The sequence below is a fragment of the Macrococcus brunensis genome, from assembly GCF_022343725.1.
Lineage (GTDB): Bacteria > Bacillota > Bacilli > Staphylococcales > Staphylococcaceae > Macrococcus > Macrococcus brunensis.
The window spans coordinates 1,599,074-1,616,252 of the sequence record NZ_CP092179.1 but is presented as its reverse complement, the minus strand read 5'-3'; the positions used below and the strand labels follow the sequence as shown (position 1 = coordinate 1,616,252).

The window sequence follows — 17,179 nt, the reverse complement described above, 5'->3', positions numbered from 1 at the left end:
TTCATGAAAGGGTATAGAGGATTATTAATGAATGAAGGAGTGTTGGAAGATGGAACAAACAGTGACGTTTCATAATGGCAATACGATGCCGAAAGTAGGTCTCGGTACTTTCCGCGTAGAAGAAGGTCAGGAACTAGTAGAAGCAGTCAAGCATGCTATTGTATCGGGGTATAGAAGTATTGATACAGCACGTATCTATGATAACGAGCAGTCAGTCGGCGAAGGCATTCGTCAAGGAATAGAAGCAGCCGGCATCAGCCGGGCAGATTTATTCATCACCACCAAACTATGGCTGGATGACTACGGTTATGAAGAATCTCAGACAGCTTATCAGGCATCACTTGATCGTCTCGGACTTGATTATGCAGACCTTTATTTACTCCACTGGCCGGGTCAGGATACACAGCTCTATATCGACAGCTGGAAAGGCTTAGAGAAACTATATAATGACGGTAAAGTGCGCAATATCGGTGTCAGTAACTTCAATATCGAGCACTTAGACCGCTTGCTTGAAGAAGCATCTGTAAAACCTGTCATCAACCAGATAGAGTTCACACCTTATTTAAATCAGCAGGAACTGCGTGACTATCTAAAAGAAAAGTTTATTGTGGCTGAATCCTGGTCTCCACTGATGAATGGTGAAATACTGACGAATGAAGTCGTGATGAATATCGCAGAGAAACATGGTAAATCACCAGCACAGATCATCATCCGCTGGAACATCGAAAAAGATGTCGTGATTATTCCGAAATCAGTGACACCAAGCCGTATTGAAGAGAATTTAAATATTTTTGATTTCGAGCTGACAAAAGAAGATTTATATGAACTGGATCAGTTGAATGAAGACCGCCGCAACGGACCGGATCCAGCTGAATATAACGGACACTAAAAAATGAGTCTGGGACATAAATAGTTCTGGGTAGTAAAAAAAGACGAAGAAAATGTGATTTCAACATTTTTTTCGTCTTTTTATGATTTTTACAGATAATCTGACCGCCTACGGCAGCCATTTTTCTTATATTTACTGCCATTAAGGCGATACCAATTTCTTTTTTTACTTTGGCAGTTCCTCGAACTGACATTCGAGTGAACCCCAAAATAGCCTTCAGATATCCAAATACTGGTTCGACATCTATCTTGCGACGCGCATAGATGTTACCAGTTTCCTGATCTGAAAGCTTTTGTCTTGTGTATTCTTTAAAGTACTCCAGGTTATTATTCCTGAAGATTTTCTTGTTTCCGGCTGCTTGTGCTGAAATACACTGGGTCTTCAATGGACATTCCTGACACATATCGCATTGATAGACCTTTGATACTTGCTCTTTATCACCATTTTTTCTCACACTATAATCTTTAAAAGGGAGTGGATGATTCTGAGGACATATAAAGGCATCCTCCAATTCATGATACTTCCAGTTAAAAGTGTTAAATCGATCTTTTCTGTAGCCTGGAGACTGCTCTTTTACATACATATTGAAAGGAATGAGCGGGATGACCTGCAGGTCATCTATAAGTATTTCATAGTTACTTTCACTTCCATAACCAGCATCAGCCACTATGTGTTGCGGAAATTTATGATAGAGCGCTTTGTATGTATTCAGAAATGGAATCAGTGTCTTAGTATCTGTAGGGTTTGGAAAGACATCGTATGCGAGAACGAACTGGTTGTTAGTGGCAATTTGAATATTATATCCGGCTTTCAACTGACCATTCCTCATATGATCATCCTTCATACGCATAAACACGGCATCATGGTCAGTCTTAGAATAGCTGTTTCTTTCTCCTAATATCTTGAGCTGTCCCTCATATTTTTTATTTCTTTCAAAGATCGCTCTAATTTCTTTTTGCCCAGCCTTTAATGATGTTCTCTCTTTTCTGATACTTTTTCTTTCCTCTGAATCGTCGCTCTGCTCCATTTTATGTGTTAAATCTTCGATTTTCTCTGTGAGAGCTTCGTCGACATACGGGGTATCATCAATATTAAATTCTTCATCCATTTCGTTCTTTATCTCCTGAATGATTTCATTTTCATAGAGATCCTCATAGATAAGCCGGGCTCTGGTCACAGCTTTGGACTGATTATTGAGAACAGTCTTCTTCCATACGAATGAATACTTATTTGCGTTTGCTTCAATTTTTGTTCCATCTATAAAGATGGCATCCTCATCTATCAGATTGTTTTCAGTTAGCTGAGCTCTGAAATTAGTATACAAATTTTTCAGTAGGTCATCCATCACCGGATGAACTCTAAAGCGATTGATGGTTCTATAGGAAGGCTTCTGTTCCTGAGACAACCACATCATTCTAATGCTGTCATTAAGAGAGGCTTCAATCCGTCTGCCTGAGAAAACAGACTGTGTATATGAATAAAGAATAATCTTAAGCATCATCTTGGGATGGTACGAGGAAGCTCCTCGGGAGTTATAGTATTTTGAATACTGACTTTCTGGTATTGATTCAACTAGATCATGAATGATGGCACATAAATCTTTATCTCCGAACAAGATACGAGTGTCCAATGGCAGAATGAGTTGATTTGTGTTATAATTTTTATACATAAAGAGGCTCCTTTTCTGTTGTTGTGGTGACTACATTATAAAAGAGAGCTTCTTTTTTTGCACTTAAAAACGGAAATTCCATACAGGAATTTCCGTTTTTCTTTTGAGTCGAGTAGATAAATCGTAGATTTAGTTATTTATGTCCCAGACTCATTTTTATTTGTCGCCGTTTACACTTGGCGTTGTCTTAATGCTATCTGAACCACTTTGAACGACACCAGGCGCCGCTTCTTTTGTATTTTCCTGTGTATCTGTATATTTGATACCTGTTTCTTCTTTATGTTCATCTAATTCTCTTAATGTTTTCTCTTTTTGATCTTCAGCCATGAATATCATCCTTTCACTTTGTTTATAATCTCTACCCATAATAGTGAAATTTATATCTTCATTCTTGAATAAAATAAAAAAGTGCAGATAAACAGGGGTTTATCTGCACTTTTATTGATTAAGCTGCTTTACGATTACGGTAAACCATATAAGCACCTGCAAGGAGTAAACCACCAGCGGCGATTGGGGCACCTTGGTGTTCACCTGTTGTTGGAAGTCCTTCTTCTTTTTCTGTAGAAGTCACTTCTTTAGTGTGGGCTGCTGGTGATGGAGTAGAAGTTGTCATTACAGCTGCTGGCTGCTGAACTTCTTTAGTTGGTGTTTCAATTGATGGTACTTCAGTAGTAGCCGGCTCTTCAGTAGTAGCTGGCTCTTCAGTAGTAGCCGGCTCTTCAGTAGTAGCCGGCACTTCAGTAGTAGCTGGCTCTTCAGTAGTAGCTGGCTCTTCAGTAGTAGCTGGTTCTTCAGTAGTAGCCGGCTCTTCAGTAGTAGCCGGTTCCTCAGTAGTAGCCGGTTCTTCAGTTGAAACAACTGGAGGTACATAGCTTGCTGCGTCTCCTGGCATGATACGGATAGGTTCAGTTGTTTCGTATTTAGTCATATCAGCTGTTTTTAAGTAATTAGCAAATACAACATCAAGTGAAGGACCTTCTTCACGTGCACCGCCGAGCATAGTATAACCATCTCCGCCCGCTGCTGTGAAGTCGTTCGTTGTCACGTTATAAATTTTGTTCATATCAAGTGGAACGAATTGTTTCAGTGCAGGATCGTAGATTTCAATACCATAAACACGTTCACCTGCTGGTTTAGATAAATCGAAGTGTACGCGTACTGATTCAGACACTTGGAGGAATCCACCATTTGCATCCAGGCCTGTTTTACCGTTTTTCTCAACGACAGGTGCGCTTAATGCATGTTCGAACATCGCTTGAACATTTTGACCTGATACTTGAATCTGACTGATACGGTTACCGAAAGGCAGCACTTTGATGATGTCGCCCATCGTCACGTCTTTGTTACCTTCGATGCTTGCACGGATACCGCCACCATTTGTGACTGCGAAATCACCTCTTGCTGCGAAACCAGTCTGTGCATATTTTTCCATCGCGTCAGCAATGGCATTTCCTAAGTTTGTTTCCATTGTACGCACATATTCACGCTCACCTTGAAGTGTCACTGGATTGCGGAAGACCACTTCAGACGTTAATGTATTGAATTTAGTTTTTGCATCATTAACGATTGCGTTGATTTCAGCGTCACCTACTAGATTCGCTGTTTCTGCTTCTGTGATCATTTTCGCTTCTAGTTTAGAGCCGTCAAGTGTGTAAGTCACTTTACCGATGTTAGCAAGTGCTGTACCCGTCTGAGCGAGTAATGTATTGCCATTGACCATACCGTGCTCAATGACTGAGTGAGAATGACCATCGAGTAAAACGATAGAATCATTCTGGAATGATTTGTTCGCTGCTAACTGGTCTGCTAAATAACTGCTTCTCCAGATTTCTTTAGTTGCTGTATCAATCCCTAAATGACTCAGAATGATGAATGAATCAACTTGACCTTTTAACTTTTCCATCTCTGCTGTAACAGATGCAAGAGGATCGAGGAACGTCACGCCTACAATGTTATTTGGATGTGTTTTAGTTGCTGTTTCAGGCGTCGTAACACCGATGATACCAAACTTGATACCATCTTTTTCTACGATTGTAGAAGGCGCATAGACAGATTTGCCGTCTTTATAGATATTAGAACTGATAATAGAGAAATTCAGTAAGTCTTTGTAATGCATCGCTTGTTCAAACCCAAAATCAAATTCATGGTTACCGACTGTCATTGCATCGTAACCAACAGCGTTCATCGCTTTAGCCATATCTTCGCCTTTAGAATAGTTTGAAAGCGGAAGCCCTTGGAAGGCATCTCCTGAATCAAGCATTAAAGTCGGTTGTTCCTGCTCTTTGACAGTTTTTACTTTCGCCATTCCGATAACGCGTCCTGGTTCTGCATCCAGACGACCATGAATGTCATTGGTATGCAGGATAGTCACTTCTTTTTCAGTTGTTGTATCAGGAACAAATGTTACCTGAGCGGGTGCTTCAGTAGTCGCCACTTCAGTTGTAGGGATTTCAGTTGTTGGAGCTTCTGTTGATACTGTTTCAGTTGTTGCAACTTCAGTTGTCGGCGCTTCTGTCGACGGAATTTCAGTCGTTGGTGCTTCTGTGGATACTGCTTCTGTCGACACAGCTTCAGTTGATGGTACTTCAGTAGTCGGTACTTCAGTTGATGGTGCTTCTGTCGTTGGTGTTACAGCTGCAGATACGTTCTGTCCTGAAACAAAGAGAGAAAGAATCAGGATAAAGGCAAGGAACAAGCTGATTTTCTTCACAAATGAATCCTCCTATTAAATAATAATTTACTTTATTATCATAATAAATTTCCGGGAAATATTCATTTGAATTTAGAAAATATTAAATAAAATTTACAATATTAACATTCCTGTCAGATAACCAAGGATGGGCAAGATGATAGACAGCAAAACATAAAGCAGAGACTTGGTTCGATCATTTTCAAAAAGCTGAATACTTTCCAGTGCAAATGTTGAAAATGTCGTGAGTCCACCCATCATTCCGGTACCGATAAAGAGATAGACAGAATCAAAATGAGAAATCAGTCCCAGTATCAATGAGCCGGTGATATTGATGCCTAACGTTACCCATGGAAACTGGCCGTTGAACTGGCTTAAGTAGACACGAATGATGGCGCCGAGCATTGCACCTAGACCTACCATCAGCAAAATACGGACCTCCCTGATTTCAGACCGGTATAGCTCAAAAAGAGACCGCCCGCCATTGTGATAGTGATATAAACAATACCTGCTGTTGGCTGGGCTTCTAGCAAGTGAATGCTATCTGCACTGAATGTAGAAAACGTTGTAAAACTGCCCAGCATACCAGAGGTAACCCCTATCTTCAAATTCTGATCTTTGAATGGGTAACTGGCTAAGAAAGCCAGGAAAAATGAACCTGCTAGATTAACAGCAAGTGTCCCAATATAAGAAATGTCGCCCGCTAAAAGAGTAAGACTGTAGCGAAGAGTAGCTCCGACAAATGCGAATAGAGCTACATATAAATATTTCATGATAAACCTCCATAAGAAAAAGATTGTACATATGTACAATCTTAAATAATACCGAACAGCAGCATACCACTGATCAAATGATAGATAATGACGGCCAGAATAACGAACTGCCAGATCTTAGCGGCTAACTGAAATTCTTCATCAGGCTGTTTCATATAACGGTCGAGCATGATGACACTGATGATTAATATGATGGCATTGACCAGACCGGAAAACAGGATAATTGAAGTTACAGAACCGAAAATCTGACTAAGCAGGGGATTCTTCACGCTGAGCAGCATGCTCAGAATGACCAGGACAACAGATATGATAAAATAGCGACGTGAATGCTTCATAAAATGCTCCTCTAAATAATTAGTATAGGGTTATTTTAGCATATAGCATCTTGCTTGTATTTGTATTTTAGAAGCTTTATAGTGAGGTTGACTAAAGCGCTAGGAGGAAATGAAGATGAGAGACTTAAATGTAGAAGTATTTGCAGATGGTGCAGATATTGAACAAATGAAATCAGCATATAACAATAAAGAAGTAGATGGTTTCACGACTAATCCATCATTAATGGCAAAAGCAGGTATCAAAGACTACAAACAGTTTGCTGAAGATGCAGTAAAAGCAATCCCGGATGCATCTATCTCATTCGAAGTATTCGCAGACGATATCGAAACAATGCGTAAAGAAGCAGAAATTCTGATGAACTACGGCAAGAATGTTTTCGTTAAAATTCCTGTAGTGAATACACAAGGCGAATCATTGATTCCATTAATCAAAGAATTATCAGCTGAAAATGTGCAGTTAAATGTCACTGCGGTTTATACGATTGAACAAGTCAAAGAAATCGTGGATGCTGTAAAAGAAGGCGTACCAACCTATGTATCAGTATTCGCTGGCCGAATCGCTGACACAGGTGTAGATCCAATGCCGCTCATGAAAGAAGCGGTTGAAGTGTGTCACAGTAAAGAAGGCGTTAAACTGCTTTGGGCAAGCTGCCGCGAACTCTACAATGTCATTCAGGCAGACGAAATCGGCTGTGACATCATCACTTGTCCTGGCGACGTCGTGAAGAAATTACCAAACATCGGCCGCGATATCAACGAATTATCAGTAGATACAGTGAAAGGCTTTGCTAAAGATATTAAAACAAGCGGCCTTGCAATCCTGTAAAAATAGAACTCTCTCAGCTGAGAGAGTTTTTTTATGTGAAAATTTAATTTTCTGAATATTACATATTGCATGCATAATATGCAAATGTTATATTTGAATTAATAATATAAGAAAGGATGATGAGCTTGGCATCAAAGATCGGAGATAAAGTTCTCGGTCGCAGAAAAGAACTCAAAATGACACAAGCCGATCTTGCTAAAAATATCTGTACACAAAGTCAGGTCAGTAGAATTGAAAAAAATGAAATTATGCCGAGTTCAGAAACACTCTATCAAATAGCGCGTCGACTGAATGTCAGTATGGATTATTTCTTTGGTGTTGAACCTGTCAACAATACGATACGGGGCAAGAAAATATGTGAGGATTATTTAGAATCGAAAGAATTTGAAACATTAGAAGTATTTGTCGATGCACAGCTGCAGACTGTACTGACAGAATATGAGCATCGCTATCTGACATGGGTCAAAGCAGTATGCGCGGGCTATACGAAACCGGATTTAGAAATCGCCATAAAAATGCTGGAAGAGTTATTGGATAACCCAATTAAACATCAGGATTATGAACTTGAGGCAAGTATAAACAGCTCACTTTCAATCTTTTATAAAAAGTTAAAAGACAATGAAAAGGCTGAAAATAGAATTAGGATAGCGCGCAGTATTATTAATGAGAATAATTTATTTAATGAAGTAGCTGCTAAAATATATTATCAATACTCTGCATTATTAATAAGTGAGGAAAGCTATGAAGATGCTTTAGAAATGGCGAATGAAGGAATCAATATATGTATTAGACATAATATTCTATTTTTACTTGATAATCTAATTTATGTTGCTTGTGGAGCGAAACAAGAACTAGGTGTCATCTCATTTAAAGATAGAGAATTATGCAAAGTAGGATATGGGCTTTCGAAATTAAAAAATAATACAGTTCAGATTGAACTGTATGAAAAAGAATTAAAAGATTATAATCTTAAAAACTAAGGAGTGTTTTAAATGAAAAGAAATTTTGTTAAAAGTATTTTATCTGTATCAGTACTTGCTGTATTCCTAGGATTAGGCGGTACTTCATTCGATTCTCACAATTTTGATCAAGTTAAATCGATTAAAGTAGACTTAGACGTACATTAAATAACTAAATAACCAAATAACCGAACCTTCTTTGGTTCGGTTTTTTTTGTGGTCTTTTTTGGGTATGAGAAGAAAGACTGAATGCAGGAGGTTAAATTTGGCGACTAACAGGACTTCGATAAAAAAACTCGAAATGCGTAATAAACTGATATTAGTTTGTATTTTACTGCTCGTTGCACTTGCAATCTATCTGATCTATCTGATGTCGAAGGCAGCACAGGAAGAGAAATTCAAGGATCAGCATGTTGTGGTTGATTATACTTATAACCAGGCTCTGGCGCGGCAGATGCATACGGATGCTGTAGCTTCTGATGGGGTGAAATGGTCAAAAGCGGATCGTTCTCAGATTAATCGGTACTTACATCCTGAACCTTTCTATCATCACTCGGAACAGAAGTATCAGTTCTTAAACTTGCGTAAGCCGCAGGGTATCAGTGCAGGTAAGCTGGATGAACTGCTCAGAGGAAAAGGCATACTTGAAGGGCAGGGGGCAGTATTTCGTGATGCCGCGCATGAATCTGATTTAAATGAGATATATTTGATCAGTCATGCACAGCTGGAGACGGGTAAAGGTGTCAGTGAACTGGCAAAAGGACTGAAAGTGAATGATAAAGGCCAGTTAGATCCACAAGGAAAGACTTATTATAATTTCTTCGGTGTCGGTGCTTTTGATTATAATGCTGTAGCAGAAGGGGCGAAGTATGCGCAGCAGCATGGATGGGATACACCAGAAAAAGCGATTAAAGGTGGTGCAGAGTTTATTGCTGAAGAGTATCTGTCCAGAGATAATCAATACACACTCTATTCAATGCGTTTCAATCCAGTCGATCCCGGTAGACATCAGTATGCAACCGATGTGATGTGGGCGCATCATAATGCGAGACAGATGGCGAAGTATTATAAGCAGATGGGGATTGAGGGGAAGTTCTATACGCGTCACCATTATAAGAAGTAAGCACGAGACCTCGTGCTTTTTTTGTTTGCCATAAATAAAAACATTTTGGCGCGTATTTAAGGAATATACGCCGTAACGTCTATATAAAATGAACTTGATTACTGCTCAAGACTCATCACGATGTTACCCATTGATTTTGCGCCGACGATACAGAAGTTATCCGGTGTTTTTGTTAAATAATAAGGCAATATACTGGTTCATGATGTTTTTCTTTATAATATGTTCATTTTATCACAATATACACATCCAAAGTTACACAGAGAACTGCTATAGATATCTGCAAAAAGTAAAAAATATCCATATATGCTATAATTGAATCAAAAACACAAAGGAGAATCTATATGCAAAACTGTCAGAATTGCGGACACCATTTTACGTTTAAAGACAAGTCCAAAATGATTTGGCGGATCACCTTCAATAATGAAGTACATTGTCCGGACTGTGGAAAGACTTATTATATGTCGAGTAAAAGAGTAGCACTGTCTTATGGATTGCTGCTCTTTATAGAATTTATCTTCATGTTGATTGCTAACTTGTATGAAATCGGTTTTATGGGCTTTATTATTGTATTAATCTTTCTTCTAGGCATCATTATATTTATTATGCCGTTAACGATGAAATTTGTTGAAGAACCTGATGGCTTACTGGACCGACAGTTCAGAGAGATGCAAAAAAGAACTAAGAAATAAAAGCTGGTAATCTTGAATATTCAGTAGCTTTTTTAGAGGATTTTTAAGAAAACTTTAAGATAACTGGAAATTTAAGTATGATATGATGAAAAAAAGGAGGGATAGAGACGTGACATGGATAGAAGCTTATAAGAGATTCTGGCAGAATGCTTTCAAAATGAAAGGACGCGCGAGACGAAAAGAGTTTTGGATTCCACAGCTGCTGAATACTGTAATCAGTCGAGTCATCGAACTCATTTTTACTATGGGTGGCGCTACAACTAAGTTTTCAATACGCATGGACGAAGAAGCCATTATTGACTACGGTAGTTTGATCTGGCTAATCGTTATTCTTATTCCGTCATTTACAGTGACTGCAAGGAGACTGCAGGACATCAACATCAATGGCTGGTGGGCAGTTCTTCCGATATTCGGATGGTATATAGCGCTAGGTTCAATGATCGCTATCTTGATAATACCAGGTGTTGTAGACTATCTGAGTCAGCCTGAGCGACTTACTGCAGCATTAACGACAAGTACAATTATAGGGGTCATGCTTGCCGTGATGTCCATTGTATTCTTTGTCTTCAATGTTATGGATGGCAATCCAAGGCCGAACAAATACGGAGAAGATCCGAAGAAAAAAGAACGTTATTTTTATAAAGGAGAGATTTAAGATGACATGGATGGAAGCTTATAAAAGATTCTGGCAGAACGCCTTCAAGATGCGTGGACGAGCAAGAAGAAAAGAATACTGGGTACCACAGTTATTTAATGGATTAATAGCCATTGCTTTAAGTATTATCTTTTCCTTTGTAGATAGTGCGATGGGATTCAGTACAGATTTTATGGCAAATGACCAGATGACGAATGTTTCATTCACTAAGCCGTCAGATATCGTCAATGGCATCTGGTCACTGATTATTCTGATTCTAGGATTCACAGTACTGGCAAGAAGGTTACAGGATATTAATATTAACGGTTGGTGGGCACTGTTACCTAATGTAGGAGGAATTGTTTTTGGTATTGGCTTGATTATTACATTAGTATTTTTATTTGCAATGGGTGGAGCAGAATCTACACCACTTATTATTTTGATTATCTGCGGTTTGATCTTGATTATTATGGCAATTGTCTTCTTCGTCTTTACAGTAATGGACGGCAAGCCGGGGCCGAATAAATACGGGGAAGACCCTAAAAAGAATGAACGTTATTTCTACAACGATACTTACAAAAACTAAGCGGAAACAGTCTCTCTGTGAGGCTGTTTTTTTATAGGAGGTATTATGACACATTATTTATATATAGGTGCTAAAAGTAAGTTACCTGAAGCTTTAAAAGAATATGGCGCTGAAGTATCAGCGTACCAATGGAAGGCAGAAGAAAACCGCTATGATTTTCAGTATGAATTGTACTATCATCTGCAGAAGCAGGAACTAAAGAAAGTTATTGAAATTTGTCACGAACATCTGAAGAAGAAACGTTATGATTCGATTGAAATAACCTATGGATTGAACAGCAACCGCTATCCTTTCGCCGTAAAAGGGCAACATACAATCAGAATAGAAGACCTGACAGCAGACAGACTTGTAGACATGCCGGTGGACTGGATGTTCGAACTGAAGTCTTATAATGTTTATTCATAAATAAAAAAGACTGCCGAAGCAGTCTTTTTATTTACGGTCATAGTCACGCTGGAACGCTTTAAGGTTCTCTTTGTCATTCAGATACAGGAAACAAGCAAGGCCGATAGGTATTCCGAAGATAGGTGTTGTTAAAAGGCTCGCAATAATCATATAAAGTACAACGTAAGTGATATCTGTGCTGTTCCACTGTTTCTCTTTTAAGTACTCGATAATCGTACTGATATTCAAGATGTTCATCTCCTTCGTCATAATGGAATAAGCTCAGTTAAAAAGTAACCTATTTCACTGGAAATTTCAAATTATATGATGTTCAGAGATATTCAATCAGTCTTAAATGACGAGCATTAAACATTAATTATAGTGTAAAATAATAGTTAAAAGTGATTATTTGCTAAATTGGAAATGAAAAGATAATCCATCATAAAAACTGATATGTTCAGTCGAGAAGGGGCTGAGACAATTGATGTACAGGGAAATCGAAAAGTATTTAGAGAGACATTACCTGCGCTACTTTGATACAACACCGAGACTCAAAGTCACGCATCTGGTCGATAAAGGGTATTACTACCAGTTCAATCTGTGGCAGGATGATGTACTGTCAATTGGGGAGACAGTGTGGAAGAATGATCTTGTAAAATAGAATTATGATAAGAATTAAACTGGTACCAGTTTTTCTTTATACTTATAGTATATGGTTTGGAGAGGAAGACTTAACTATGAAGGCATTAAACCAAAATAAATACTTAAATTACTTAGAAGATTCTATAAAACATGGATTTATTAATCATATTGATTATCAAAATTCTCTATATGCACCTAAATTATTATTAAATAGTTCTGAGACCGGAAAGTACGTTTTAAACGACATACAAAACGAATTAAATAAATCTATCAGTTTTTGTATTAATGTTGCTTTTGTCACAAAAGGTGGTATCGCAATGTTAAAATCTCAAATTTTGGACTTTGCTAAAAGAGGTGGAACTGGGAAGCTATTAATATCTCCTTATCTAGGATTCAATGATCCTGATGCTTTAAAAGAACTTCTAAAATTACCTAATGTTGATGTTAGATTAGCAAACGAAAAAATAAATAGTCACGCTAAAATTTATATATTTAATCAAGAAGTAGATAATGTCGTTATAATTGGATCGTCAAATTTAACACATAATGCCTTAAAAATTAATTATGAAATGAATTTAAAACTTTCATCTTCTGAGGACGGGGACTATATTCGTCAAGTACAACAAGCCTTTGATAGTATTTGGAATGAATCTAAAGTTCTTACAAATCAATTAATTACTATGTATGAAGAAGAAAATTATCGTAAAAATATATTAGCAACTGAGTTAATAAGAGAAACAAAAACAGAAGAATTAGAAATAATGCCAAATAAAATGCAATTAGAAGCACTAGAAGGTATACGTCAAATAAGAGAAAAAGGGTCTAAAAAAGCTTTAGTAATATCTTCTACAGGTACAGGTAAAACGTTTTTATCTGCTTTTGACGTTAAAGATTATGCTCCTTCAAGATTTTTATTTATAGTACATAGAGAACAAATCTTAAAAAAAGCAATATTTGATTATCAGAGAGTAATAGGTTTTAAAGATGAAGAGGCTTGCATCTACAGATCTAAAATGGATGTATCAAACAAAAAATATATTTTCGCAACTATACAATCACTTTCCAAAAAATCAAATCTATCTTCGTTTGATCCACAGTTTTTCGATTATATTTTAATCGATGAAGTTCATAAAGCTGGTGCAAATTCTTATCTCAGTTTGATGGATTACTTTAATCCTAAATTTATCTTAGGAATGACAGCAACACCTGAAAGAACTGACGATAAAAATATTTATGAGTTATTTGATTTTAATTTAGCATATGAAATAAGATTACAAAAAGCATTAGAAGAAGATATATTATGCCCATTTCTTTACTTTGGAGTAAGTGACATCAGTATAAATGGAGATATATTAGATGAAAAAATAAAAATTAATGATTTAATAGCAGAAGAACGTGTCGATCATATATTAGAAAAAGCTGAATATTATGGCCATTCGGGTAAAAGTTTAAAAGGACTTATTTTTTGTAGTTCTAAGGATGAAGCAAAAGAACTATCTAATTTATTAAATAAACGAAAATACAAAACTGTAGCCTTAACGGGTGACAATACACAAGATTTTCGTGAGGAATGTGTAAAAAACCTAGAAGAGGGTTCTCTTGATTATATTTTAACTGTCGATATATTTAATGAAGGAATTGATATACCTAGTATTAATCAGATAATAATGTTAAGGAATACAGAATCTAGTATTGTTTTTATTCAACAATTGGGTCGAGGACTAAGAAAACATAATTCTAAAGAGTATGTCACAATAATCGATTTTATAGGTAACTATAGAAATAATTACATTATTCCATTGGCACTCTATGGAGATAATTCAATGAATAGAGATAACTATAGACGTGATTTGATTAATAAAACACAGTTAGCTGGTGTGACAACAATTAATTTTGAAGAAGTAGCTAAAAAACAAATATTTGATTCAATTAAACAAACAAACTTTTCAAAATTGAGTATGTATAAAGAAATATTCATAGATTTGAAAAATAGACTTGGACGCACACCACTTTTAAAAGATTTTTTAGAACATGATAGTTTAGATCCTTTAGTCCTTTTTGTTAAAGGTACTATAAACTATACAGATGTTCTTAGAAAATTTAAAGATGATTCATATGAAATTGAGGATGCATCTGCCAACAACCTACTTTCATTTGTTTCAAATGAATTATTAAATGGAAAACGTCCTCATGAACTAATATTGCTTAAACTATTAACTGAAAACAAGAGTTATATCAGTAAAAGAATGTATCTAGACTATTTAGATACACATCAAATTCACTATGATGAAAAAGTTCTAAAATCTGTGGAGCGTGTTCTTAATCTAGAATTCTTTAAAAAAAGTGATAGAAAAAAATATGGAGATCATTTAATAAAGATTAAAAATAATTATTACGAATTTGATAGTGAAATTAAACAAGCGTTTAATAATAAAGATTTTCATGCTTTACTTAAAGATGTTATCGAAGCAGGTTTAATTCGTTCAAAGAAATATCCTGCAGGCTATACTAATAAGTTATTACAATTAGGCGAAAAATATTCAAGGAAGGATGCATGTAGATTGCTGTGTTGGGATAATGATGAATCCTCAACTATGTATGGATATATTACTAAACATCATACCACGCCTATCTTTGTAACTTATCACAAGTCAGTTAATATCTCTGAGAGTACGAAATATGAGGATAGATTTATAAACGAACAAATTTTTCACTGGTTTACTCGTCCAAAAAGGAATCTTGAGTCTTCTGAAGTTAAAAGAATAATTGAACATAAAAAGGAAGACATTAATAATTATCTTTTTGTAAAAAAAGAAGATGCTGAAAGTAGCGAATTTTATTACTTGGGGAAAATAGATTACATCGAAGGCTCAGCTTACAATAGCCAGATACAAACAGATAAAGGTAATCTACCGATTGTTCAAATGGACTTTAGACTTGAGAAAGCAGTACCATACGAAATTTATCACTATCTAACTGAAAAATAACGAAGGAAATTTAATATTCCTTCGTTATTTTTTGTACTGCTGGTATATCAGCTGGAGCCCATTCAAGAGATTCAAGATCATTAGCTGGTAACCATTTAATTTGCTTGTGTTCAGTTAAATGAACTTCGCCATTAATAAGCTCTGAGTAGAATGTAGAAAGCTCAATAATTGCAAAATCATATTCGTAAATAGTAGTTTCAACTTTATTTAAAACTTTAATATCACAGTTCATTTCTTCTTTAAGCTCTCTAACTAAAGCAGCCTCTGGGGTTTCGCCTTCTTCAATCTTACCACCTGGGAACTCCCATAAAAGAGGTAAAGACATAGTTTCACTACGCTGTGCACATAAGATTTTATGATCTTTAATAATCACAGCACCAACAACTTTAATATACTTTTTCATATTGCTCTCCTTTCAAAAAAGTTTCTTAACTATTTATTATATTATAATTTGAAGAATTTTTGGGGGAACTTTCCAAATTGGAAAGTTCCCACTTATTTATAATTGAGATTGTTAACCTCGCTAAAAAAGGCGAGGATTAATATGAAGAATAATGAAATAGTAGCAGCTATAAAATGGCATCGAGAAAATAATGAAATACCTTCAAAGGAAATAGCCTGTATATTAGGTCACAGTCAGTCGAAATATTCTAAGATTGAAAATGGAGAACAATATCTGACTGCAGAAGAGTTAACGGAAATAGCGGCTTATTTGAATTTAGATATAAACAAATTAATTAAAATGGTAAGTTATACAATCAAGTTAGCCATCTATGGTGGAAGAGACATTAATTATTTATAAAAAAAATACGCCATGACGAATTCATGTTAATATTGTAGTTCTCACACCGACAATAAAGGAATGAATTCGTATGACGCATATCAATGGTAACACGAAAACCGTTAAGGGCAAACACCTTTCTAGAGACGAACGAATCATCATACAGACGTTGATCAATGAAGGATATTCAAACAGACAAATAGCCGGCAAGCTTGGCAGAGCGCCGCAGACCATCAATAACGAAGTGAAGCGTGGCACCTACACTCAAAAGAGCCAGCAGGTACAGAATAATAAGACCTATACCTACTACAAGTGCGTCTATTCACCTGATCTTGCTCAGGATAGATACTTTGAAAATCGTATCAAGTCGGGACGTCGTCCTCTCCCTATTACAGATAATCCCTTTGTTGAATGGGCCGATAATCTGATGATACATCAGGAGATGTCTCCGGCTTCCGTTATTATGCTGGCTAAAAAGGCTAAACTTTTTCCGGAAAGATTCATACCCTGCATCAAGACACTCTATAACTGGATTGACAGAAAACTGATAAAGACACGTAATATCAATCTCCTGATGAAATTGAAGCTTAAGACTAAGAAGCCGACAGGCTTTACTCGTATCAATAAAAAAGTACTGGGTCAATCTATCGAGCTGCGACCTCATGCAGTGGATACACGCACGACCTTCGGACATTGGGAGATAGATACTGTAGTCGGTCAGAAGTCTGCGGAAGATCAGGTACTCCTCACCATGGTTGAGAGAAAAAGCCGATATGAACTTATCTTAAAGATTGATGGTAAACAAAGTTATCATGTAGTCAATGCACTACGCCGTCTGATAAAGGAAACTGGGGATGCTTTCCCTAAGATATTTAAATCCATTACATCAGATAATGGACCTGAATTCAGCGGTCTTTCTGAATGCCTCGGGGGATTATCAGAAGTTTACTTCACTCATCCCTACGCCTCTTGGGAAAGAGGTACGAAAGAAAATCAGCACAGATTTATTCGCCGGCATATTCCTAAGAGCATCCCCATTTCAACCGTAACAGATTCTACTGTCCACAAAATCCAGGAATGGATGAACAGATATCCACGTATGATACTAGATGGACAGTCAGCGATGGAAGTGTTTTTGAAGGAACTAATCAAAGAGAACATACTAAGTGAATCCCTAGGATTCTATATGAACTAAATTTGTCAGGGTGGCTAA

20 protein-coding genes and 1 pseudogene are annotated in these 17,179 nt (G+C 36.7%); 13 read left to right on the top strand and 8 right to left on the bottom strand.

Features of this window, described 5'->3' with window-relative positions:
- Positions 1-49 precede the first annotated feature (49 nt).
- Positions 50-889: an aldo/keto reductase gene (locus tag MGG13_RS08390; protein ID WP_133431267.1), complete on the top strand. Its 840-nt coding sequence runs from the start codon at positions 50-52 to the stop codon at positions 887-889.
- Here the strand turns inward: MGG13_RS08390 and MGG13_RS08385 are convergent.
- The 6 genes and pseudogenes from MGG13_RS08385 to MGG13_RS08360 all read right to left on the bottom strand — a co-directional run.
- A pseudogene (locus MGG13_RS08385) lies at positions 876-2,558 on the bottom strand (IS1182 family transposase); the annotation flags it as partial. The gene MGG13_RS08390 and the pseudogene MGG13_RS08385 sit on opposite strands and share 14 nt — an antisense overlap.
- A gap of 156 nt (positions 2,559-2,714) precedes the next feature.
- Positions 2,715-2,885 (bottom strand): hypothetical protein, encoded by a 171-nt coding sequence (locus tag MGG13_RS08380; RefSeq protein WP_165983058.1) that lies wholly within the window; start codon positions 2,883-2,885, stop codon positions 2,715-2,717.
- 118 nt (positions 2,886-3,003) lie between these two features.
- Positions 3,004-5,268: a 5'-nucleotidase C-terminal domain-containing protein gene (locus tag MGG13_RS08375; protein ID WP_239034593.1), complete on the bottom strand. Its 2,265-nt coding sequence runs from the start codon at positions 5,266-5,268 to the stop codon at positions 3,004-3,006.
- A 93-nt stretch (positions 5,269-5,361) separates the two neighbouring features.
- Complete coding sequence (locus tag MGG13_RS08370) at positions 5,362-5,670, bottom strand: fluoride efflux transporter FluC (protein WP_133431296.1); 309 nt, start codon at positions 5,668-5,670, stop codon at positions 5,362-5,364.
- Positions 5,670-6,020 (bottom strand): fluoride efflux transporter FluC, encoded by a 351-nt coding sequence (locus MGG13_RS08365; RefSeq protein WP_133431265.1) that lies wholly within the window; start codon positions 6,018-6,020, stop codon positions 5,670-5,672. Before MGG13_RS08365 ends, MGG13_RS08370 begins: the two co-directional genes overlap by 1 nt.
- Positions 6,021-6,061: 41 nt before the next feature.
- Positions 6,062-6,355: a hypothetical protein gene (locus MGG13_RS08360; RefSeq protein WP_133431264.1), complete on the bottom strand. Its 294-nt coding sequence runs from the start codon at positions 6,353-6,355 to the stop codon at positions 6,062-6,064.
- A 115-nt stretch (positions 6,356-6,470) separates the two neighbouring features.
- Between MGG13_RS08360 and MGG13_RS08355 the strand changes: the two genes are divergently transcribed.
- From MGG13_RS08355 to MGG13_RS08325, 8 genes are all read left to right on the top strand, one after another.
- Positions 6,471-7,181, top strand: a complete 711-nt coding sequence (locus MGG13_RS08355) for a transaldolase (protein ID WP_239034592.1) — start codon at positions 6,471-6,473, stop codon at positions 7,179-7,181.
- A gap of 125 nt (positions 7,182-7,306) precedes the next feature.
- Complete coding sequence (locus MGG13_RS08350) at positions 7,307-8,161, top strand: helix-turn-helix domain-containing protein (RefSeq protein WP_239034591.1); 855 nt, start codon at positions 7,307-7,309, stop codon at positions 8,159-8,161.
- A 12-nt stretch (positions 8,162-8,173) separates the two neighbouring features.
- Positions 8,174-8,308, top strand: a complete 135-nt coding sequence (locus MGG13_RS11340) for a hypothetical protein (protein ID WP_275416067.1) — start codon at positions 8,174-8,176, stop codon at positions 8,306-8,308.
- A 97-nt stretch (positions 8,309-8,405) separates the two neighbouring features.
- Entirely contained in the window at positions 8,406-9,263 is an 858-nt protein-coding gene (locus MGG13_RS08345) for an N-acetylglucosaminidase (RefSeq protein WP_239034590.1), read from the top strand.
- Between the two features lie 341 nt (positions 9,264-9,604).
- Entirely contained in the window at positions 9,605-9,952 is a 348-nt protein-coding gene (locus MGG13_RS08340; RefSeq protein ID WP_239034589.1) for a TIGR04104 family putative zinc finger protein, read from the top strand.
- Positions 9,953-10,061: 109 nt separating this feature from the next.
- Positions 10,062-10,607, top strand: a complete 546-nt coding sequence (locus MGG13_RS08335; protein ID WP_239034588.1) for a DUF805 domain-containing protein — start codon at positions 10,062-10,064, stop codon at positions 10,605-10,607.
- 1 nt (position 10,608) lies between these two features.
- Positions 10,609-11,172 (top strand): DUF805 domain-containing protein, encoded by a 564-nt coding sequence (locus MGG13_RS08330; protein WP_239034587.1) that lies wholly within the window; start codon positions 10,609-10,611, stop codon positions 11,170-11,172.
- A gap of 45 nt (positions 11,173-11,217) precedes the next feature.
- A complete protein-coding gene (locus tag MGG13_RS08325) occupies positions 11,218-11,577 on the top strand; it encodes a protein kinase family protein (RefSeq protein ID WP_239034586.1) in 360 nt (119 codons plus the stop codon).
- Positions 11,578-11,604: 27 nt separating this feature from the next.
- On the opposite strand, the gene MGG13_RS08320 is transcribed toward MGG13_RS08325, so the two are convergent.
- Positions 11,605-11,805, bottom strand: coding sequence for a VraH family peptide resistance protein (locus MGG13_RS08320; RefSeq protein WP_133431256.1), 201 nt, complete (start codon positions 11,803-11,805; stop codon positions 11,605-11,607).
- A gap of 232 nt (positions 11,806-12,037) precedes the next feature.
- On the opposite strand from MGG13_RS08320, the gene MGG13_RS08315 reads away from it, so the two are divergent.
- Both MGG13_RS08315 and MGG13_RS08310 read left to right on the top strand, forming a co-directional pair.
- Positions 12,038-12,217, top strand: a complete 180-nt coding sequence (locus tag MGG13_RS08315; RefSeq protein WP_239034585.1) for a hypothetical protein — start codon at positions 12,038-12,040, stop codon at positions 12,215-12,217.
- A gap of 76 nt (positions 12,218-12,293) precedes the next feature.
- A complete protein-coding gene (locus MGG13_RS08310) occupies positions 12,294-15,185 on the top strand; it encodes a DEAD/DEAH box helicase (protein ID WP_239034584.1) in 2,892 nt (963 codons plus the stop codon).
- A gap of 10 nt (positions 15,186-15,195) precedes the next feature.
- Here MGG13_RS08310 and MGG13_RS08305 read toward each other — a convergent pair whose 3' ends face one another.
- Positions 15,196-15,588 carry a (deoxy)nucleoside triphosphate pyrophosphohydrolase gene (locus MGG13_RS08305; protein ID WP_239034583.1) on the bottom strand — a complete coding sequence of 131 codons (393 nt, stop codon included), beginning with the start codon at positions 15,586-15,588 and terminating at the stop codon, positions 15,196-15,198.
- 141 nt (positions 15,589-15,729) lie between these two features.
- Here MGG13_RS08305 and MGG13_RS08300 point away from each other — a divergent pair, with 141 nt between their 5' ends.
- Positions 15,730-15,987 carry a helix-turn-helix domain-containing protein gene (locus tag MGG13_RS08300; protein WP_239034582.1) on the top strand — a complete coding sequence of 86 codons (258 nt, stop codon included), beginning with the start codon at positions 15,730-15,732 and terminating at the stop codon, positions 15,985-15,987.
- Between the two features lie 70 nt (positions 15,988-16,057).
- Positions 16,058-17,161, top strand: a complete 1,104-nt coding sequence (locus MGG13_RS08295; RefSeq protein WP_239034581.1) for an IS30 family transposase — start codon at positions 16,058-16,060, stop codon at positions 17,159-17,161.
- The last annotated feature ends 18 nt before the right edge of the window (positions 17,162-17,179 follow it).